Consider the following 17,247-nt stretch of genomic DNA (forward strand, 5'->3'; position numbering starts at 1 on the left):
GTAAGAATAGTAGTTGAAGTGGCAATCGACTTACGTTATTTTTTATGATTAAAAAATGATACTAAGTTTTAATCTTTACAGATAAAACTTAATCGCAAGTCTAATTCTAAAATAATAATGAAAAGATAAAAATTTCGTTATCATTGATACGCATATTAAAATTATGATTTTTTTAAAGGGCTTGAATTAGCATAAGGAGCGAAATAGAGGAATTGTTGTGTCGTCATTGTCTATAGAGGGAATATGCTTTAGTCCTTGATGCTTAACTAAAATACAAGTCACATTGTCTCTCGCATTTCTTACTAAAGAGGCATGCATCAAAGCCATACCAGAATCAATAATTGAACCCGAGCACAAAGCTTGCTCAATTTCGGTATCACTGACTTCTTTATTCAAACCATCACTACACAAAAGAAACACATCGTCATGTTGTAAATCATACGTTTTAATTTCTATATCAAGATATTCAGCTACGCCAACAGCCCTAGTGATTACATTTGCAAGCGGGTGCGTTTCAGCATCTTCAGGTTTTAACAACCCCTCATCGACCATTTCATTAACTTGGCTATGATCTTTAGTCACTTGTGACAATTGTTGATTTCGTAATAAGTAAGCGCGGCTATCTCCAGCCCATAATAAATGACTACTGTTGTTTTTGATAAATAATATAACAACCGTGCTACCGACGCATTGTCCTGAAAATTCGGTGTCACTCATGCGCAGTAATTGTTGGTTAGCGTCCTGAAGCGCTTCAACTAAGATATCATCACTCATATCTTCAGGACTGGTGCGTTCAACAACACGTTGCACCTTATCGATAATGAGCTGACTTGCTACATCGCCAGCAGCGTGTCCCCCCATCCCGTCTGCAACAACCCATATTCCGTGGCAAGGTAGTTCAAGGTAGGCATCTTCGTTTACTTTTCTAACAGTACCGCGATGGCTCTGTGCATGACTAGTTTGCTGCATTTAATTTCCTTTTAAACAATTTCGCTAATATTCCAATCACGTAGTTCCCAATTTCCATCTAACATAGAAACAAATTGACTCACTTGAGGTAATCCATCGGTAACAATAAAACAAGGATTAATCAAATCTGATCCCGTAGTCCACCAGAGACTATAATTTTTGAATTGATGGTAATATTGTTGATGTATCAGTTGCAAAATAGTCGGACTAAACTGCCCTTGAACTACCCAAGCTTTTTTTATTTTGTGCATCGATTCTATATTCGAAATACTGATTTTATCGCTATCGATCAGCTTTACTTCATCCGCTAATTTATCAAACCAAATTTCCAGATCAAACTCATCTTTTAAGGCTTCTAAAATTTTAGTTTCTAAAATCACATCCCATTCATTTTCATGCCAAGCTTGCACGGCCGTTAGCGTATGTTTTGCTACAATCGTGAATGGGAAATATCGATTCACTTTATCCACACTTGGCATCAAAGTGCCTATCGCAGCAGAGTCTCCACAAACACCTGCAGATAATGAAAAATGCCAGATCGGGCTGGTTAAATAACAGTCGAGCCAATTATCCTCGAGTTGTTCTTTACTGACAGCTATAACTGCTTGCAACCATTCATTCCAAATTTGTAAAAATTCAATATCAAAATTGCTTTGAATAAAGTCCCCTTTTGTGGGGATCTTGCCACAATAACCAATAGATCTATTTACAACCGGCTCGGACATGAGAACCTCGCTAGACTACGTTTCCAAAAAGGGTTATTAACACTACTTGGGGTTAATAAAACTTTGGCAACATTCCCATTTAATGAAATCTCTAATTGCCCATCCTTTTTTGTTGCCGGACGTTGCCTTGCTACTGAATCTAAAAATCTAAACAATGACCAATCCCCTACAAACTCTTTGTTAACAGAACGTCCTCCATTTGGTGGTGTAAACACAACGCGTGTTTTACCACTATAATCGCCAGGCCAAACAAACTGAATATTGCGGATGGGATCGTGTCTATAGTTCAACTCCTGTCCATTGATCTCTAATTTAAAATGGCTTATGTGGCGATCCAGATAAAGCGGCTTAAGAGCGAACTCAACTCGTGGCTGTTTCATCCCATTTTCAAAAAAGTTTTCTCGAATCACTTCTGCTCGCTGGAACATAATTAAAGCATCACTATTCAATCCAACATCTTTAGAGAAGCGCCAGGGTGTTTTTCTGGTATTAACAACAGCTTTCAAGTGAGCATTAAAGAATGCATCCAGCGTTCCACCGTATCCAAAGAATTTACTAAAATCTTTTAGACGTACTTCTTTGCTGGCTATGCTATTAAATGGATAGCGACCTGATATTGCTCGATGACACTCAGCTAATACTTCTTTTCTCCACATTGTATTTAGTTCTTTTTTCGCCATGTTCTGCTTGATCTGCTTATTTTCAATAACTTTACTTTCAAGCCACATTGAAATACTGTCATACCAGCTGAGCACTGGAAAAGGTATATTGCCGATTTGATCATTTAAATCTCGTCCAACTTGTGCATAATTAATTTCAAATTCATTATTAGTGAAACCATAAACACTGTCAGAGGCTAATTTTTTCTTTTCTATAGAACGAACTAAAGTGCGAAGAATATCCTGTGACTTGTCGATCTTACTAAGATCAATATTCACTATATCCGCGAATGCATCTTCAACTTCTTTACCCGGCAAATGAATCTCTATATCTAAGGACTCCTTGGGTAAAAGTCGACTGATACGTGCTTTTTTTGTGCGTAATAATTCATCAGAAGCACTTTTAGCAACACTAGCCGCTGCTTGCGCATTTTTGGAAACAGGTATTTTGGTCAATTGTACGTTTTTACGTACTTCTAGAATAATGCTTTGAATCGGCGATTCAGAGCTGGCAAGAGCATTAATAATATCGCGCGCTTGTCTTTCACTCGAAAATGGTTTTAAGGTTAAATCCGTTAAAAAGTTCTCCCAATAGTAGATATAATCTTGAGTATATTTTTCTTCTAATTGTTTAGTGATTACTTTCTGACTCGCAGCATCAAGTTCATTCTCATTGCCTCCATACACCCAACTATCCTCTACTAAATTTTTCACTATTTTATTTTTTTCAATATTAAAAATGCCGTGAAAACCGTTATAGGTATATAAACCAGGAATAGCCTGATTTACTTCCGGACCTCTTAATGATGTGAATGCTTTTAAGCTTTCTAGGCTAAGAATATTTGTAATCTTAAAATCTGGAATATTACTTGGAATATAATCGGATTTTAATCTGTGATAAGCACGCTCAACAAGACTTAACATACTTAATTTTTGACGAGCTTGTTCAATTGCATTGTTGTCTTTGTCTCGAGCCCTAATCCCCAGATCAAGCATAATTGCGATATGCATGTTTAATTCATCACGTACTTTCTGGTTAATATCACCCATTATTTTGCGTTCAAAATAGACAGAGAACCATGCTTTTATATCTTCTTCAGCATAATTTTCAGGTTGGTAGAACATCAAGTAAGTTTTTAAAGTCAGATAAAGATAATTAAGATTTTCACCGTTATCAGTCATTTCGTCTAATAGGACAGAAGTCAAATATGGGGATAAATACCCATTCAAAGCGCGTTTATATGCACCAATTGCAGGTTGCTTGAGCTTATTTCCTTGATATAAACCCCAGGTGTGTGCATCTTCATTGAGCGGCTCATGGCCAAAACCGACCGGTAAATCCCTTAATATTGTCAGACCTTTGGTTAATTCAATAATATCGCTGCTAACCTTAATGCCTCCGGAGGTAGCTTCAGTATAATGAATAATTGATGATTTAGTATTGTCAACTAGTTCGCTATTCCAGTGATAACTTTGCCACCATGCAAAAGTAAACCCAATCGTGAGTATCGATGCCAACACCACAACAGCTCGCTTTAAAATTAGATTTTGTTTATCGTGATACTTATTGGTAGTCGCTAGGTCTTTTTCTGGGAAAATGACATCCTCTAAAAGGCGCTTAATAAAATAACTTCGAATTGGTTTTGTATTAGCCGTATTTACATGCGTGCGATTAGAAGTTAGTAATTCTGATGACAGTTTATCAATTGGGTTACCTTCTTGCGTTGCACTTGTTAAATAGACACCACGTAACATTGGCGCAACTTCATAGGAATTGGGTGAAAAGATCTCTTTTAAGAAATCATCCGCTGCATTTTGCAACAAACGCAACTGTTTTGGAAATTCATAAATAACACGTTTACGCTCTGGATTCCTTTCGCTTCTTAATCGGCTGTTAATTCTTGCATTGAGGTTTTTCAATAAAGCGTGGAACTCTTTATTAAAGTAGCTAACTGCACTCTCTTCTTCGGTATCAGGATGTAACGGGAAAGTAACCCCCCAAATCTGCTCGCAGTCTTCTTTTTCTAAATCATCAAAAAACTCATTAAATCCGGCTATCAAATCACATTTAGAGAATAAGACATAAACAGGGAATGTCATCCCGAGTTGATTTTGTAACTCTTGTAATCGTTGTTTTATGGCTCTAGCATGTAAATTTCTCTCTGTCTTAGTTTGGTTAAGTAATTCACCAAGACCCATACTAATAATAATGCCATTGATAGGTCTAACGGGCCTGTGTTTTTTAAGTAGCCCTAGAAATCCTTGCCAAGCACGAGAGTCCTGTTTTTTATGGCTATCTTGCGTCGTATAACGTCCAGCTGTATCAATTAACACCGCTTTATTAGTAAACCACCAGTCACAATTGCGCGTACCCGCAACCCCCTGAATCATATCAACCCCCATTTTTTCTTTTAATGGGTACTCCAAACCGGAGTGTTGGATCGCCGTTGTTTTTCCTGATCCTGGCGGACCAATCATGATATACCAAGGTAATTCGTAAACACCTTTATGCTTGCCAAATTTTGTGTTTTTTAAAATCTCATGTGCTTCATTCATCCGCTGCTGTAGCGTTTCGATCTCTTTTTTAATGGAATCATCACAAGCACTATTTTCCTGTTCTATGTCCCCATTGATCATATTGTTGACCATTTCTTCGTTATTTTTTTTCTCCTTCATCTTATGGGTTAAATTAAAGATCCCCCAACATAGCGCAATCAGCAATAAAGCAACTAATCTTGCTGCTGTCGATAATAGAGGTTCATAACCCGCAATAGCAATCAAAGGCCCACCAAACCAAATTAATAATGCCAAACATAACAATCCTAAGGTAGTAATAACCGTTTTCGATTTAAGTTTAAACATCGTTTTTTTTAAAATAGATTTAAATGACACGAAACATTCCTTTGGTAATGGTGATTAAAATAACAAATCGATTTCAATTCTTCGATTAATAGCTCGATTTTCTGCGCTATTATTTTCTACAATTGGTTGATTCGACCCTAGTCCTTCCGGCCATAAACGGCCACTTAACATCGCGCTGCGCGCAAGCACATCGGCAATTGAAGTGGCTCTAGCGAGTGATAGATGCCAATTTGATGGATAGCGAGTCGTAAATATTTTTTCATCGTCAGTGTGCCCTGTAATGAGTATTTTTCCTTGCACACTTTCTAAAGTTCGAGCTATTTTATTGAGTACCACTTCGAAATCAGCACGCGGTTCTGCACTACCAGATGAGAAAATGAGCCCTGCCCCGATCCGGATGCGCACACGGTCATTTAATTGTTCGACACTCAATATTCCCCGCTGTATTTCCGTCTGTAGGTGTTGTTGCAGTAAAATATATTCACTACGATTATGCGCGGATTTATTCGCTTTATCTTCCTGCCACGGGACTAGATTTGTTAACTGCTCGTATGCAGATGATGAATAGTTATTGATGCTGTAGCTAAAACCCATGTAAACAAACATAACCGCAGCAGAAAATAAGCTAACAATAACCCATAAAGGAAATCCAGCTTGAAGCTCAACCCCTTTTGCTACTTTTGCTTGCCATCCAGGAGATAATTCACGATGAAAGTCAGCTTTATTCGCTTTGACCGCTAAATAGGCCGCTTCACGGTAATCTTCAAGTTGCCGTTCACCTTGTTCTGCAAATCGCATCTTTCCGATAAAGCCTAGTGACAAGCAAAGAAACATCAATTCTAGCAATTGATATTTCTGGGTTGAATACTGCAACGCATCATCAAGTAAAGTGTAAAAATACTCTCCACCGAATGTTTCATTGTGAAAAGTCGATAGGAGGCTTTCAGCAGCCCAGCTGCTATCTCCGCCCCATTTTGTATTCAATACGGTTTCATCTAAAAAACAACAAATACAATAACGAGATGATTCTATCGTTTGCGTATCAATCCCCTCACTTCTGAGTTCTTGCTCGTAGCTTTTTACTAACTCCACACATTGATAACGTAACCTATCAATATCATTGTGATTATCAGCTATGCGCAACTGGCAACATAAGGATAATAAGTTACCAGCGCAATCAACTAAAGGATTACCCGAGATAGTAAGTACCGGATTATGTACGGCACCGCTATTAGCATTTTTAAAGACGAACGTTTTACCACTATCTTTATTTTTTCTTGCTTGCTGATCACTGGTTGCATTATTGGGTTCCCCTATAATTGGCGTAGGAGCTCTCCTCCCAGGACGGGGTTTGACAATGGTTTTGTCATTCATTGTTGTCTATCCTTGATAAATGAATTAAGAATTAATAGCCCATAACTGAAGCTTTAGAGACGGATAGTTACCCGATAAATGCAGTGCAACACCACCACTAGATTGTAATTTGTGCCAATGCACATTGGACTTATCCAACTGGAAGTAGTGGTAACCGGTGTGAAATGGTACTTGACGAGGCGCAACAGGTAGGCTCGATAGTCCAATTCCAGTCAACTGGTTATTAACCAGTTCTCTTATGGTTTCTACAGATCCGATCTTAATCTGTGAAGGCAATCGCTGACGAAGATCTTCGTTAGTGACATCGGCTTTTACGGCTAAAATGAAATCCGCACGGTCTAATAGTTTTTTATCGTTTATCTGTGCAACATGAATCCCAAATTGGCTCTCTTTCAATGGTAATTGAATTGCAGTTTGTTCTAATACACTACTCAAGCCGGTGTTAATAACCTTCATACAGTGGCTGAAAATAGCGGTTAATTGATCATGTTGATAAGAAGCCATTTTTACAACACGCTTCTGAGGTGTACTAAATGTAGCTAATTCACCTGCAAAACTAGTTAATGTCTGATAAAAATTAGCAGGATGTAATCCTGAGATAGCATTAAAGTGTTCAAAAATAGGTTGGTATCTGTTCAGTAATTGCAGCATTAAGAAATCAGCAATTGAACTTGATGCCCCTTGCCCTTGACTTAGCCGACTGGCAATGGTGTCTGCTCTTTGTTTAATCATTCCTGTAAGCTCTTGAGTCAACTTAAATAAGCCTGGAATATTTTGAATGACATAACATGAAGGAATAAATTTTTCGTCTAAATGCACTAGGCCTTCTTCGGAAACCTCAACAATTCGTGCAATAGCAAATGATATGTAACCGGATCGATCTTCATTTTCTAGTTTAAGCAGGCAATTTAACTTAGCCACTTGCACTATTTCAATTGCATCGCTGCCAATATTCGTATCCATTACGCTTTGGTCATCATATTTATAGCGTGTAATCACAGGATCTAAATACCCTGATATATTTAACCCCGAACTTTTGTTAACTGGGATGGCGACATAAACTAATTGATCAACAATGCCACTACTAACATTAATTGATTTAGGGAGAGGTGCTTGCTCAGGAAGTGAAGCAAGCGTATTATCTTGAAAAATACATTGCAGGTGATTTAATCCAAATTGTCCTAATGACAATAAGTTTTTATCCACTTCAAAGTCAAAAACACCCCAGCAGTAAGGATTGCTAGTTTTGTTAATGTATGCCTGTTGAAATTGTAAATAACGCTCTTGCTGTTGAAAATGCTGTGGTCTTAGAAACATTCCTTCCGACCATGCAACGCTGTTAATATCACTCATAACTTGCCTACTATCTTAAATTTGAACTTAATTGATTATATAAACTGCGAGTTTTTCAACATTGATAGTAATATCGTCATAACTTGTAGGAGACACTTCAACAACACCGCGCCAGCGAGATTTGTCAATATCTCGGTATGCAACAACAACACCGACATAACGCGCATTTTTATTTAATACCAATGTATGAGTCAATTTTTGTTCGGGTTGTAATTCGAGTTCTTGTTTATTAAGTAAATCAGGACCTAATATAGATTTAGAATCTTCGTATAAAGAGAAAAAATCTTGATTATCAAAAATAGTGCGTGATGAAAGCTCATAAATAGTAACAACGACAGGTGAAGATCTATCATTGAGATCGGGATTAACATCCTTAGCGACATCAAAAACGAGATCCGTAGATGGGGAAACAATTGCATTCGCTGTTGAGGTAAATAAATTTGATGAAGTGCAAGAAGACAACAAAAGTATGCTCCCCATCATCACTATTGTATTGATACATTTATTAAATAATTTCATTTTATATCCTTAGCATTTACGCTCTAATAATGACTTAATGGTTTGGTCATACGCCTTAACAAAATCATCAGTTAACGCACTACTCCCTTGTATTGAGATTTCATCTTTCAAATTTTCATGTAGTTGCACAAATAGATTCCAATTTCTTGCTTGCGTATTTTTAGGAATTATTTTGTCTAAATAATTTCCCTGATAATTACTTTCTTTTATTTTTTCGGGATCAAATTGCGCTAACACCCCTTGAAGCGCACCTAACGTTCCAGCAGCTAACGCTTTATCGTGGTTTTCAGTATCATTAAAAGCTGCTTGAATCGCATTTTTAGACGATAAAAAACTACTGCTATTGCGTAGATATAGGTTTTGAAAAACATCATCAATTGTTGCTGAAAATTTCAATGGATTATTTTCTTGTTGTTGAAAAGTAGTCTGATTAATTTTGAATTCACTTTTTAATGCCGCGCGATGTCTTAATGAAGTCATTAAACCAGTCAACATCAAATTCATAGATTGACCAAGCTCAAAATATATTTCATTTGGCAAAGAACTTGCCATAGTAATGCTATCTGAAATACCCAACCCTTTTAGAAATTCTTCTATTGCAGAACCAGTGCATTCAACGCCAGCATTAGTTACAGGAATTTCAGGTGTTTTTTTCTTGGTGATTAACTGAGCACATACTGGTGCAACAGATTCCTGTTCATTTACCGTCATATCAGACACTGCAACTTTCTGATTACTGACTTGCGGAATAGTTTCATGATATGCAGCGGCTGATTCGGTCGCATGAGCAGATATATCGTTATCTACCAGCAAATTAAGATCCCACTCTTCAGGTATCGAAATGGGCACACTATAATGATCATTTAAATCATTATTAATTACAGGTAATACAGCTTTACTACGGGGTTTTATTAAATCTTCAGCAAAAAAATTTTCCGAGGTAGATTCTACTCCCGACAGTTTATGCGTCTCTGCTACTGGCGTTGTAAAAGTATCGGCATTTGCTAAATCATTAGATTCATCAGCACTAAGTTTAACACTCACTTCATAATCACCGATTGCTAAAAGATCCTCTGTGAATAATTTGTGTTTCTTGTCAGCCCCCAACGCTTCCACAGAACGATTGATAAAAACACCATTTGTTGAAAGATCGTAAAGATAAAAGCCATCTGGCTCCTTTACTATTTTAACATGAGTCCCAGAGACAACTTTCTCTGGATCAGGCAAACACCAATCATTATTATTTGAACGGCCAAATGTTGCATTTCGCTCAACTGAAAATGTAGAAACTTGCTCAGGAGATAAGCGGTGATAGCTCACTATTTTAAAATCAACTTGCATCTAACACTTATCCTCTACCTATAAATGACTAAAAATAAACTCACAGAGATATTTGATTTAATTGTGATTACACCGGCATTGTAAGCGTTTTTTATTTGTGATCAACCATAATAGCATTAATAAATGAAATTATAGTGAAATCAAAAAAACAAACATACCTTTATAGTCTTTTGTAAGCGATATTTAGAAACTAAATTCGAATCATTATAAATCAATGGTATAAGCAGCAATAAAGCAAAAAAACATGTGTTAAAACAACATTAAAACAAAAACTATCATTAAAAACTTTATGAGGATGATTAAAACATGCTATCTTCACAAAATAAAAACCAGCTTTACTTGACCTTTACTTTTGAATGACATTTAAGGATAGGTATTTTAACAGTGATGAAAACTCATGCCTTTGAGAAACTAAAAAAAATTTACGTTTTTTTTTAAAAACAAAGACAGCAAATTAGCTGAGCAGCACTGTTAAAAATAGAGAAGCTACGAGATGAATTGAATTTACCTTAAACCATTTAACAATCGATTTTAAACGGATATTAAAAAGTATTATGGAAAAAAAACAAACTTCAAATACCAGTGGCGATAAAACCGTTATTGCCACAAAAGGTAATCCACCGAGTGCAAAAGATAAAATTGTAAATTTAATAGGGACTTGTTTTAACAAGCGTTATTTGATTGAAAGTCAAATCGGTACCGGTGGCATGAGTGACGTTTATCGTGCGGTTGATCTTCATTTGCAAAAAGCAGGAATCGACGAACCATTTGTTGCTATCAAAGTATTACAAACACAATTCTCTGGTATAGAAGATGTAAAGAAAATTTTAATAAAAGAAGCACTAAAGACACAAAAATTATCTCATCCAAATATTATTAGAGTATTTGATGTCGACACCGACGGTGAGTATGACTTTATGGTTATGGAATGGTTAGACGGTGAGTCATTAGATCAAATCATCAATAGTTCCAAACCGATGGGGATTTCATTTACCAAAACTAAAACGATTATTAAACAAATCGCAAACGCCTTAAGCTATGCACACAAAAATGGTTTGATTCACACAGACTTAAAACCTTCAAATATATTTCTAACTCGTAAAGGTGAAATTAAAGTTTTTGATTTTGGAGTGGCACACTCTCTTCAACTTAATTACGATAAATATGCAGTCCAAGATAAAAATACAACTTCTGCATTAACGGGTCATACACCTGCTTATGCAAGTTTAGAACAATTAAATGGTGAATTACCTTGTGAAAGTGATGATATATTTGCCTTCTCGTGCATTATTTACGAATTATTGTCCAGTAAACACCCCTACCAGCGTATTGCAGCAAATAAAATCAATACAAGCAAGACGAAACTCAACAAGCCCAAAAACATGAGTTACTACCACTGGTTAACGCTAAAAAAAGGCTTGGCTCTACAAAAAAACAATCGAATCAGCAATATTAGTGACTTAATTAGCGGCCTTTGCAAAAATCTTTATCCAAAAATAGCGGCGAGTATTGCGATTATGTTTGTCTTTTATGCAATGAGTAAAACTTACCTCGAACAAAACAAAGAAATTACAGATTTAAATAATAAAGTTTCAGTCTATGAACAATATAGTTCTAAAGTCGCAAATTATTTGACCTTAACTACGTCTGACTTTTTAAGTGAAATCAACATCATTGAGACTGAAGCGCCGCTAATTACGCAAGCATTACTTCGGAAGCATCAGCAAGAGTTCATTGATATTGTTGAACAAAAAATCAAGAATGCTCCGACAGCAGGCAAAGGGAAATTTAAAAACATTGATGCTGTGAACGCAATTCTTGCAGAGGGTTTAAATTATTATCCTGACTCTCTGCGCCTAAGAAAAATTCAAAATGAGCAAAATACAAGTAGGCTATCAATTATTACAGCATTAATTGATAGCCTCGACCAATTATTGATTCAAGGTCGTTACCAAGAGCAAGGCGCATATACTATCCCGAATCTATTAAGTGATTTAGCACTATTAGTGCCGGATGAAGAATATTTTGCAACTGCAGAGGCTTTTGAATTATATGAAAATAAATTTAATAAAGCACTAGATAGTCGTAACTACAAAGAACTCAACACTCTGATTGAAATAGGAGAGCTAGTTTTTCATAACAATGAAGATGCACAATCAATTTTACAAAAAAGTAAGCAAATGGCATACGCCGTGACAGAATTTTCAAAATATACTGAAGCACTAAAAAAACAACCGAATAGCGCCATTTTCCCTTATGAAGCCGCAGCTATTTTTTACCAAAGAGATATTGATAAATTATCAGAACAGCTATCTCTAGTTAATAATTATCAGAATCTTATTGTGTTAGATAAAAAAATAGATAAATTTTCCAAACTATTCCCACTCGATTTCAAACCTTTACTTGCATTGCAGAAGCTAGAAGCAAGCACTTGCTTTAGTTACGCCAATGTAATGATGGACAAAAGAGCATTTGCAAAAGCAAAAGGCTTAATTACAAGGGGCAACGAGTTATTGGAAAGCCTCGAAAAAGCAGAATTATTAGCCACTAATTACTAATGACAATCAACACATAATAAGGATGATTTATGAAAATAAAAAAACTTGTAATTGCTTCAGGTCTCATTTTACTTACAGCTTGTGCTACGACAGAAGATAAACCGATTGCAGTTAAACCGATGCCAGCAACAACAATATTTCAAACAAATATTGCATCTACTCCAAACATTGAAATAAACAATGGATGTATTGCTTACACTGTTATTGAACAAAACATTATGACAGGGTTTACAGCTCGCTATTTTGAAACAAACAAAGATACTGCTATAAATGTCCCTGAACAACAAAATGAATGTATTGCACAAGTATTAAAGCAGTATCCGTTGACGTTAGAATTACAAGGATTTACTGATGGGACAGGAGCTAAATCGTACAACAAAAAGCTGGCACAACGTCGCGCAGGATCAGTTAAAAAAGAATTGCTGACCTATTTAATAAAAACTGATCAACTGATGGTTGTTAATATCGGTAAGGTACTGATAAGTAATGATAAAAAGATGGACTCATTAAACCGTCGAGTTAACTTAACTATAAAGTAAACACGAGCGGAACCTTTCTCTTATAAATAGATGGGAGGTAAAAATCACCTTTAACCTTTAATTTAAAGAGGAGGAGTTAAGCATTTTATGTGAATGTAAACTCTTTCTTTGCTAACACTTATAACCAATACCAAGAATGCAATTATTCGATTCCTGCCTTCTACTTAATTTAACTAAAGAATTAAGTAACATATCACCTCTCATCAGTTAAACTGTCATTAATAAAACTATTTAATCAATTAAGCAGACTCATTTTATTACCGATGAGTCACAGCTAAAAATACAAAGAGTTATAAATCTAATGAGCAAAGCAAATATACAGTGGTTTCCCGGGCACATGCACAAAGCACACAAACAGATAAAAGAGGTATTACCGCAAGTCGATATCATTATCGAAGTTGTCGATGCGCGCATTCCCTACAGCAGTGAAAATCCATTAATTGCTCATATTAGAGAAAATACGCCCTGCATTAAAGTACTTAATAAGTCAGATTTAGCCGATCCTGAGATCACGGCAAAATGGATAGATTATTTAGAACAAGAGCAAGGCATAAAAGCGCTCGCCATAACCACCAGCAAACCAGATCAAGTACATCAAATTACTAAACTGTGTGAACAGATGCTACCTAACAAACTCGGCCAGGATAAACAGATCCGCGCCATGATTATGGGCATTCCGAATGTAGGAAAATCCACCATTATCAATATATTAGCAGACAGAATCATAGCAAAAACGGGGAATGAACCTGCTGTTACTAAACAGCAGCAACGGATTCGTTTACCAAGCGGAATAATGCTTTCTGATACACCAGGATTTTTATGGCCTAAAATTGAAAATGCGAATTCAGGTTACCGCCTTGCTGTCACGGGAGCAATAAAAGATACGGCAATTGAATATGAAGATATTGCTTACTATGCTGCAGAATATCTTTTAGAAAATTATCCCGACCGTTTAAAAGCACGTTATGAGCTGGAAGCACTACCATCAAGTGAGCATGAACTTATGGAGGCGATTGCGCTGCGTCGTGGTTGTTTAAGGGCTGGTGGTCATTTTGATATTTACAAAGTTTCAACTATTTTATTAAATGAATTACGATCTGGCGCGCTTGGCCCATTAAGTATTGAAACGCCAGACATGGCAAGTGTTGAAAAAATCGTAGTCGCAAAACTAATGGCGGAGCAGGCTGAAAATAAAATAGAGAAGAAAAAGTCGAGAAAACGTAAATATAAGCGCAGTTAAGTGAGACTTTCACTCATTTTTATTGGCCACATTTAATGTTGAGGTGCAGAACCACTAAGGACTTTAGTGCATTCTGCCTTCAATTAGATTAGCACGGTGTAATTGAGATACTTTCTTAACCTCTCTGCGACTCGACCATAACACACTCAAGAAGGCCCTATTTATCAGTGATTTGTTGTTTTTAAGTACCTTTACAGCTCGGGAAGAAAACACATTTTTATATTTACCTTTGCAGAGAAAATAAACTATCGCCTATTAAGTGGCCTCATCCATCTATTGACCTTTCAGGAAAATGAAGTTCGATAAACTCTGGCGTTGTATTATCGCAAACCCACTTATTATCTATTCATTTATGCTTATAAAAATGAATACTAATTTTGTAATTAGAAGAAATAGTTACTGTAATCAATATGTTGCTTTCAGACATTTTTCCTGCGCCTAAATAGAGCATTTAATAAGTACAATCGGCATTAACAAATTGCTGTGTTTGTTAAATATAAGTGACACTTATGTTACACTCTATTCTACTTTTCCTACACGCTCAATCGCTATGAAAATTCATCTGCTAATGCCTTTACATTCGCTTTCTAAAGTAATTATAAACACCAGTGCGTTGATACTTATCGTATCAGCCATACATATATTAACTGTACTGGGCTCTTTTGATCGCCCTAACTCAGACATTAATAGTATCAATCAATTAATTGAACTAAAAATGGGGACCGTGCAGCTCATTTATGCCAATCGCTACCACCCCGAAGAACTGCCAAGAATATTGGCAACAATAGAGCGAAAGCTCATCCCAGCAGAATTACTCCAATCATCTTGGTTTAATACCCAGTCGTTTAATCAAAAAAGCAACGCACTATTAACTCATTGGGAAATAATTAAATCACAGATAATGGCAAGCAAATATACACAAGTCGAAAATAACCTCAGTAATTTTCAGCTGTCAGTAAATAACCTAATCCTTCAATATCAAAAACTTGCTCGTAAAAAGATGAATTTAATCCATTTTATCGAGCTGCTTGAATTTTTAGTCATTGCCTGCGCAGGTCTGTTTCTTTATTACTATTCAAAAAAACAGATCGCGGCGCCCATTAAGCAACTGTTAGGCAATATTGAAGCCATAAAAGGACACCATTTTTCGGTAAAGTTTCCCGACTATAAAAATGAAATAGGTGCACTTTCTCTGGGAGTGGACGCTATGTCAAAAGAGATCAAGAGCTTAATCGAGGATATGCAAGATCAGGTCAAACAGAAAACAATTGCACTTGAGCAGGCAAATAAAACCATTGAGTTTCTGTTTTTGATATCGAAGCAATTAAGCAGTGTAAAATTAACTTCACCTGTCTTATATGACGCGCTAAATGCCCTTGCTAACCAGGCAAACTTAACGAAAGTCTGTCTGGAGTTAAATAATGGCACTTTCGTCAATAGTGCGTTAGGTTGTGCAAGCCTTGAACCTGACCTGACGCGCATACCTATCATTGTTAATGCTAGACCTTATGGTTTTCTTAACTATGTGGCGGCTAGTGAATCTGATCATGCGAGCCTGATTGAAAGTTTTACTGGGATTGTGGCGCGCGCCTTATATCAAGAGGAAAACAGTTTACAGGCACAAAAAATATTATTGATGGAAGAACGCAGTATTATCGCGCGAGAACTACATGATTCGATTGCTCAATCCTTATCATTTTTAAAAATACAGTGTACGCTGTTGCATCGCCAAGTGAGTGGCCAAGTGCAAGCCACGCAAACAATTAGTAATATAGAAGCAGCGGTTACGGATGCTTACAAACAGCTCCGTTCCTTACTCTCGACTTTTAGATTAAGTGTGCCTGAATCAAATTTTAAAGAGGCGTTACTCACTATGGTTAAAGGCTTACAAGTGCAGACGCCAGCACTGATCGTCATTAAGAAGTTTGCAACTCACTTTTATACGGATGCAAGCCAGCATATTCATCTGCTGCAAATTATTCGAGAAGCAATTATTAATGCGATAAAACATGCACAATGTAGCACTATTGAAATTTCCTGTATTATTACGGATGAGCATAAAGTATGGATAAGTGTTATTGATGATGGCATGGGAATTAAAGACAATGATCAAAATGAGCACAATTACGGTTTAGCGATTATAAAGCAGCGGGCCGATGAGCTTGGCGCCACCCTTTCGCTTAATCAATTATCAAAAGGCACCGAGGTAAAGCTTATTTTTCCTTACAAAAACCGTTACTTAATCAAGGAATAGGAAATGTCTGATTCAACGCGAGTGATGATTGTCGATGACCACCCGCTTATGCGTAAAGGGATCGAGCAATTATTAGCTCTGGAGCCACGCTTACATATAGTAGCAGAAGCGACAAACGGGGTTGAGGCCGTCAGTTATGCCCAAAAAAATCCCGTGGATTTAATTCTATTAGACTTTAATATGCAGGGACTTTCCGGCTTAGATAGCTTAAAAGCGCTACGGCAAAATGGCTGTAGTGCAAAAATTATTATTTTAACCGTTAGTGATAATAAACAAGACGTCATTGCCATGATTAACCAGGGAGCGGATGGTTATTTATTAAAAGACTCTGAGCCAGAATTGTTACTGAAAAACATTATGAGTATATTGGCAGGGCAACTGACCGTCAGTGAAAAGTTAATCGACTACCTTAATGAACTTGATCAAGAGGATAATATTCGTAGCAAGCTGTCTTCCCTCACTAAGCGTGAGGCGCAAATCTTAGTCGAAGTGTCAAAAGGCTATAGTAATAAAGAGATCTCAGATAATTTACATATTTCCGAGGGAACGGTAAAAGTGCATGTAAAAAGTTTATTAAAAAAACTACAAATAAAGTCACGTGTTGAAGCGGCTATCGTGTATCTACAGCAAGCCAAATGAAAATTTGCTACTATACCAATGTAATTTCAAGATGCAAAATCAGCAAGATATGTTGTACTTAGGTGCGAGGCATAAAATTGAAGTCGAATGATTCTATACTTCGATTTGATTAAGATGCAGGTGAGTCCATTTGCGCCTGATGATAGCAGATTGACACAGTTAATAGGTTCCCGAGCAGAGTCCTGATAAGGCATATTGAGATATCATGGATATAT

Annotated in this window: 12 protein-coding genes; 5 read left to right on the forward strand and 7 right to left on the reverse strand. The window is 36.6% G+C overall.

Going from position 1 to position 17,247, the window contains the following annotated elements:
* Positions 1 to 186: 186 nt before the first annotated feature.
* From KSO91_RS08210 to tagH, 7 genes are read right to left on the reverse strand one after another with little or no spacing between them, the layout of a single operon-like run.
* Positions 187 to 969 carry a PP2C family protein-serine/threonine phosphatase gene (locus KSO91_RS08210; RefSeq protein WP_238742472.1) on the reverse strand — a complete coding sequence of 261 codons (783 nt, stop codon included), beginning with the start codon at positions 967 to 969 and terminating at the stop codon, positions 187 to 189.
* Between the two features lie 11 nt (positions 970 to 980).
* Complete coding sequence (gene tagF / locus KSO91_RS08215; protein WP_238742473.1) at positions 981 to 1,694, reverse strand: type VI secretion system-associated protein TagF; 714 nt, start codon at positions 1,692 to 1,694, stop codon at positions 981 to 983.
* Positions 1,676 to 5,245: a type VI secretion system membrane subunit TssM gene (tssM, locus tag KSO91_RS08220; protein WP_238742474.1), complete on the reverse strand. Its 3,570-nt coding sequence runs from the start codon at positions 5,243 to 5,245 to the stop codon at positions 1,676 to 1,678. Before tssM ends, tagF begins: the two co-directional genes overlap by 19 nt.
* 24 nt (positions 5,246 to 5,269) lie before the next feature.
* The gene (tssL, locus tag KSO91_RS08225; protein WP_238742475.1) at positions 5,270 to 6,589 is read right to left on the reverse strand and encodes a type VI secretion system protein TssL, long form; all 1,320 of its coding nucleotides are present in this window, start codon (positions 6,587 to 6,589) and stop codon (positions 5,270 to 5,272) included.
* Positions 6,590 to 6,613: 24 nt separating this feature from the next.
* The gene (tssK, locus tag KSO91_RS08230; protein WP_238742476.1) at positions 6,614 to 7,942 is read right to left on the reverse strand and encodes a type VI secretion system baseplate subunit TssK; all 1,329 of its coding nucleotides are present in this window, start codon (positions 7,940 to 7,942) and stop codon (positions 6,614 to 6,616) included.
* 27 nt (positions 7,943 to 7,969) lie between these two features.
* A complete protein-coding gene (gene tssJ / locus KSO91_RS08235; protein ID WP_338049751.1) occupies positions 7,970 to 8,461 on the reverse strand; it encodes a type VI secretion system lipoprotein TssJ in 492 nt (163 codons plus the stop codon).
* 9 nt (positions 8,462 to 8,470) lie between these two features.
* The gene (gene tagH, locus KSO91_RS08240; protein ID WP_238742477.1) at positions 8,471 to 9,802 is read right to left on the reverse strand and encodes a type VI secretion system-associated FHA domain protein TagH; all 1,332 of its coding nucleotides are present in this window, start codon (positions 9,800 to 9,802) and stop codon (positions 8,471 to 8,473) included.
* 554 nt (positions 9,803 to 10,356) lie between these two features.
* On the opposite strand from tagH, the gene KSO91_RS08245 reads away from it, so the two are divergent.
* The 5 genes from KSO91_RS08245 (at position 10,357) to KSO91_RS08265 (ending at position 17,032) form a co-directional block, all read left to right on the forward strand.
* Complete coding sequence (locus KSO91_RS08245; protein ID WP_238742478.1) at positions 10,357 to 12,360, forward strand: serine/threonine-protein kinase; 2,004 nt, start codon at positions 10,357 to 10,359, stop codon at positions 12,358 to 12,360.
* A gap of 29 nt (positions 12,361 to 12,389) precedes the next feature.
* Positions 12,390 to 12,899, forward strand: a complete 510-nt coding sequence (locus tag KSO91_RS08250; RefSeq protein WP_238742479.1) for an OmpA family protein — start codon at positions 12,390 to 12,392, stop codon at positions 12,897 to 12,899.
* 301 nt (positions 12,900 to 13,200) lie between these two features.
* The gene (ylqF, locus tag KSO91_RS08255) at positions 13,201 to 14,139 is read left to right on the forward strand and encodes a ribosome biogenesis GTPase YlqF (RefSeq protein ID WP_238742480.1); all 939 of its coding nucleotides are present in this window, start codon (positions 13,201 to 13,203) and stop codon (positions 14,137 to 14,139) included.
* Between the two features lie 550 nt (positions 14,140 to 14,689).
* Complete coding sequence (locus KSO91_RS08260; RefSeq protein WP_238742481.1) at positions 14,690 to 16,393, forward strand: histidine kinase; 1,704 nt, start codon at positions 14,690 to 14,692, stop codon at positions 16,391 to 16,393.
* Positions 16,394 to 16,396: 3 nt separating this feature from the next.
* Positions 16,397 to 17,032 carry a response regulator gene (locus KSO91_RS08265; protein WP_238742482.1) on the forward strand — a complete coding sequence of 212 codons (636 nt, stop codon included), beginning with the start codon at positions 16,397 to 16,399 and terminating at the stop codon, positions 17,030 to 17,032.
* Positions 17,033 to 17,247 lie beyond the last annotated feature (215 nt).

It is taken from the genome of Psychromonas antarctica, assembly GCF_022267535.1.
GTDB lineage: Bacteria > Pseudomonadota > Gammaproteobacteria > Enterobacterales > Psychromonadaceae > Psychromonas > Psychromonas antarctica.